This is a genomic window from Bradyrhizobium sp. 153, assembly GCF_023073835.1.
GTDB lineage: Bacteria > Pseudomonadota > Alphaproteobacteria > Rhizobiales > Xanthobacteraceae > Bradyrhizobium.
Genome location: NZ_JADPKH010000020.1, coordinates 1 through 4,543, shown reverse-complemented (window position 1 = coordinate 4,543; position 4,543 = coordinate 1). Strand labels below are relative to the sequence as shown.

3 protein-coding genes and 2 pseudogenes are annotated in these 4,543 nt (G+C 57.3%); 4 read left to right on the top strand and 1 reads right to left on the bottom strand.

Annotation, left to right across the window (positions count from 1 at the left end):
* Positions 1–115: 115 nt before the first annotated feature.
* Positions 116–628, top strand: a pseudogene (locus IVA91_RS05615) (transposase); the annotation flags it as partial.
* Between the two features lie 796 nt (positions 629–1,424).
* Here the strand turns inward: IVA91_RS05615 and IVA91_RS05610 are convergent.
* On the bottom strand, positions 1,425–1,925 hold the full coding sequence (locus IVA91_RS05610; RefSeq protein ID WP_247458418.1) for a GNAT family N-acetyltransferase: 501 nt from the start codon (positions 1,923–1,925) through the stop codon (positions 1,425–1,427).
* A gap of 239 nt (positions 1,926–2,164) precedes the next feature.
* Here IVA91_RS05610 and IVA91_RS05605 point away from each other — a divergent pair, with 239 nt between their 5' ends.
* The 3 genes and pseudogenes from IVA91_RS05605 (at position 2,165) to IVA91_RS05595 (ending at position 4,123) form a co-directional block, all read left to right on the top strand.
* The gene (locus IVA91_RS05605; protein WP_247458417.1) at positions 2,165–2,698 is read left to right on the top strand and encodes a GNAT family N-acetyltransferase; all 534 of its coding nucleotides are present in this window, start codon (positions 2,165–2,167) and stop codon (positions 2,696–2,698) included.
* Positions 2,699–3,172: 474 nt separating this feature from the next.
* Positions 3,173–3,400 carry a winged helix-turn-helix transcriptional regulator gene (locus tag IVA91_RS05600; protein WP_247458416.1) on the top strand — a complete coding sequence of 76 codons (228 nt, stop codon included), beginning with the start codon at positions 3,173–3,175 and terminating at the stop codon, positions 3,398–3,400.
* A 3-nt stretch (positions 3,401–3,403) separates the two neighbouring features.
* Positions 3,404–4,123, top strand: a pseudogene (locus tag IVA91_RS05595) (ATP-binding protein).
* Positions 4,124–4,543 lie beyond the last annotated feature (420 nt).

Below are 4,543 nucleotides of genomic sequence, written 5' to 3'. Positions count from 1 at the left end.
ATCACCGCGCGCCGGCGGCGTCAATCATCCCGACCGCGCTATCCAGAGCATTCCGCGCAAGTCAAGCCCGGGCACCGGTGATCCTATCGTGACGCTCACTGTGATTCTGTGGTACATCGGTGGGGACGATGCGGCCGAAGATACGACGGGGTCGAATGATCTGTTCCGCGCGCGACTAGACCAGATCATCAACATGAAGCAGGAGCTGGTTCAGCTCGCCAGCAAGATTGGTTGGGACTGGGTCGACGGCGAATCGCTCCACTTTACAGCGAGAATGGTCGGCCTGGATCGAGACCCGCTTCATGATCGGCCTCTTGCTGCTCAAGCACATTTATGGGTTGTCCGATGAGGGTGGTGCGAGCGCTGTGTTCACGACCCATATTTCCCGGGCGAAGTTCTTCCGGCACGCTCTTCCACACAAGCGCTCCGACCTGAGCCATTGGCGCAAGCGGCTCTGCAACAGCTTGAACTGCTGCTAGCCGAGAGCCTTCGGGTGGCGCACGAGGCGGACACGTTACGCAGCTAGGATTTCGAGCGCGTCACGGTCGACACCACGGTGCAGCCGAAGGCGATCACCTTTCCGACTGATGCCAAGCTGTTGCATGCGACGATCAAGGGCCTCAATCGTCGAGCCCATCATCCGGCACATGAAGGCCGAAGAACACCTCGGCCGCTGCTACCTCAAAGGCCGCGCCGGCGATGCTGCCAACGTCATCCTCTCAACGGTGGGCACAAGCTTCCGCCGCGTGCTACTGGCTCAGAGAAACTCTTGAGCCTGTTCCTGGCATCTATGGCACGCGCTCGCTTCGCTAGCCCAGCTCAATGCCGCTTCTTGAAGGACGACGGGATACATTTGACGAGGAAGCTGCTGAAGCATTCAAGCATTCGACGCATGTCCAGCAATCCTTCCTGGTAGCCTCGCTGATTTGGTTGAGCTTGTTGTTCCCGAATTGCGCCCGCCAGGGGCGCTTTGGTCTGGTTAATTCGGACATACGTGACGTGGAGTAAAAGCGTCGGATCTCGCTCCTGACGTTTCGTGCTCGCGAACGAACCTCACGAATGCAGTGGCAAGCGGCTGACAATCATTCGGAAGCTTGGACCAAATCTTTGTTAGTACGGGAACTCTGCCGAGCAAATCTCTGCTGCGCGCTGCAAAGTCCTCTCCTTCTTTGGAGCGGTGATCTTTTCTAGGTCATCGCTCACACACATCAGGTACCATCCTCCCTTGAGGCACTCTCGATATGATCTGCAGCCTTGATGCCTTCGAGCAGGAGCATTTCGAACGCCGGTAAGCTCTAATCCGCGACCGCAGCTTTTCATCTACTCACTAAACTTGAGCAGAGCCGGGAACACTATCCGCAACGCAGGACTGAACAGCATTATCCAGATCGCTGAGTACAGCGCCGAACTAGGCCAAGTCGAATTCAGGTCGTCATTAGTTTTTCTAGAAGCAGAAGGTCATAGTGCTTCCTCTCATTGGAAAATACCTCTGGGAGGCATCCGACATCCGAAAAGCCGCACTTTCCCGTGGCAAACGAAGCAACGTATGGTGGTTCCCTAAACACGATGGCGAAAATGCAGTGCAGATCAAGGATCCGTGCGCGCTTCAGAAGCGTGTTGGCCAGGGCCGTTCCAACTCCCATCCGGCGGAAGGGTTTCTGAACGTAAAGCGACATTTCGACCGTGTGTTTAACGTCCTCTTTGACGCTGTATCGCGTGAAGGCGGCCCACCCAGCTACGGCTCCGTTGATTAGACAGGAATACGATTCGAACGAGGGACGTGTCTTGAAAAGAAAGGTATTCATGTCGTCGACACTCCAAGGGCGCGTTCCTTGTGTCGATTCCCGCGCGCGACAAGCCGCGTTGTAGATGTCGGTCACGGCTCGTAAATCTTCAGTTCGCAACCGGACGACTTGATGCCGCATGTAGCAATCTCCTCGAGGATTTGTGGCCTGAATTCGAGCAAAAAGCCAGGTTGGCTCGGCAGTGTTCTGAGAGGCTGAGGCAAGGCCCGCCTGATGGTATTTGCGCCGATAGTCCCTGAGCGTAAGCTACTAAAGCCGGGAGCTTGCGCAGGCAGATCTTAGCTATCAATCCTTCGAATGTGCGAGCGGCGACGGCTGGCCGTATGCCAGACCCTTGTGCGCATCCATTTAGACAGGGGATGAGTGCCAAAATGTTCCGACGAGCAACTGCTGCTGATGCAGATGATATCGCTAGGATCTACAACCAAGCAAGAAAGCCGGGCATATTTGCTATAAGCCAAGTCAACCCAGATACTAGCAGCAACCGCATCGCGTGGCTTAGTGAGCATCAAGATCCGTATCCGGCATTTGTCTATGAACCTCGTGGTCATGTGGTCGGATGGTGTTCGTTGAACAGGTTCTCTTTGCGTCCCGAGTACGCGGATGTGGCGGAAACGTCGCGCTACATTGACGAGCACCACAGAGGCCAGGGGCTTGGAAGATTGATGGCGCAACACCTAATTCGGTCGGCTATTGATTTTGGGTTGCGATTATTGGTCTCACGTGCCTATGAGCGAAACATTCCGAGTATCAAGAGTGAGTCTGGGTTCCGGCGCGTTGCGGTGCTGCACGAGGTTGCGTGTATTCACGGTGAATGGCAGAACGACATCTATTTTTGGAAGAAGTTGGATCGTGTCCCGTTGCGTGGTGTCGCCGGTAAAGAAACGCGTTAGTTTGCAGGGACCGGGTAGATCGGTTGGCACTTGCTGAGTTTTGGTTCATCGCGCAGTAATACAATTCTTTATGCGGCTCATTCACCATTTCGCTCGACCAGAAGAGCGCCGAGGGAGTGGGACGACGGCATGTTCGATTGGGAATGATCGGACTTAGGTGCTTGCCGGCTGGAGGTGTGAAGGCGACCCGCACAGAACGGTCTAGAACCGCAGAATTCAGGCGTGGTTGACAGCAGGACGATGAGTGACCAAGTGACCCATACCCAGAGCGATAGCTAGGTGCGTGTTCCAGCGGCTATCGTGATCACCCATTCCAGAGCATCGTGATCACGGTTTCCAGCCGGTCGTGATCGCTATTTCCAGCGATCGTGATCTGGGACAACCGGGAGGCGCACACCGCTGACATTTGCAACCCGGGTAGCTCGGTATTTTGCCCAACAGCAGAGGATCGAGATGCCGATAGAGAGACTGTCCATGCGCCACATTCGCGAAGTTCTACGCCTGCACGATAGCGTCGGCATATCGCAACGCGCCGTTGCCCGCAGCCTCGCTCTGGCCCAGGGCACGGTCAGTAAGTACGTGAACCGAGCCCGCCGCGCCGGCCTGACCTGGCCGTTGTCGCCGGAGCTGGATGAGGGCTGGGCCTCCTCGTCGATCGCGAGGTCACCGCGCGCGACAACCGTCGCCTCATGCGGCGCCTGACCAATGCCAAGCTCCGCCAGGCCGCCACCATCGAGAACGTCGACTATCGCACCGCTCGCGGTCTCGACCGTTCGCTCTTTCAGACCCTCGCCACCGGCCAATGGATCCGGGATGCCAACCCACCTGGTCATTGTCGGCCCAACCGGCACCGGCAGTCGTGGCTTGCCTTGTGCGCTCGGAAACAAAGCTTGCCGCGACGGCTTTTCCGCCTCTACAAGCGGGCATCCCGCCTGTTCGCCGATCTCGCCCAGGCGCGCGGCCGAAGGCCGTCTGGTGCGCCTGATCGCCGCGCTTGAGCGTGTCGATCTCCTCATCCTCGACGACTGGGGACCTGAACCGCTCACCGCCAAACCAGCGTCGCGATCTGCTCGAGATCCTCGACGATCGCTACGATAAAGGATGTTGCTGATCACAAGCCAAGTCCCCGTGTCACAATGGCACGATGTAATTGCGGATCCCACGCTGGGCGACGCGATATTGGATCGCATCATTCACAATGCGCGCCGCCTCGAGCCCAAAAGCGAAGGCAGCAAGCTCGAGTCTTGCATTATTCCTCGACAGATCTATCGAACAGACATCTTGAACGGTTCATTCAAGCTTCCATCAGGGTTGGCCGTATCGATAGATAAACGACTTAATAAATTTGGCGCTCAGGTGAATTTTCAAGTCACTGTGCTGGCAGGGTATCCGGATGGATTCGTGCAGATGGATGAGGCCAAGTAGTACATCGCTATTTTGGCGGCGAGCGGGGCGCGATTGGCCAGAGCGCACCAAGCGATTGAGCACGCGTGGGGAACTTGAACAACCTCTGTACATCGAGCGCGTGGACGGCGGCTGGCCCATCACCTCGAGGCTACGATCTCTCCTCGGGTCCATGGAAGCAAGGACGGCTCCCGCCGATACTCAAGATTTTGAGCGGACGGCCGCACGCCAGCGAGCCAAAGCTAGTCATCACAGGCCCGCAAGCCATCGATGCCTCCAGGCGCCACACGCGCGAAGGCGTGCCGCACTCCGGGCAAGGGGAGACGTGGCAACCAGCCCTAGCCCGCATTTCTCACACGGCCGATAGCTGTGCGACAGAGGATAGAAGGTCTAGCGAAGGCGATGAGGAGCCGTTGCGCTGGAGGCGCGGGTGGCGATTTG

Bases quoted from the DNA above. Each gene is read 5' to 3' on its own strand.
- IVA91_RS05610 (WP_247458418.1), bottom strand. From the start codon at position 1,925: ATGCGGCATCAAGTCGTCCGGTTGCGAACTGAAGATTTACGAGCCGTG.
- IVA91_RS05605 (WP_247458417.1), top strand. From the start codon at position 2,165: ATGAGTGCCAAAATGTTCCGACGAGCAACTGCTGCTGATGCAGATGAT.
- IVA91_RS05600 (WP_247458416.1), top strand. From the start codon at position 3,173: ATGCGCCACATTCGCGAAGTTCTACGCCTGCACGATAGCGTCGGCATA.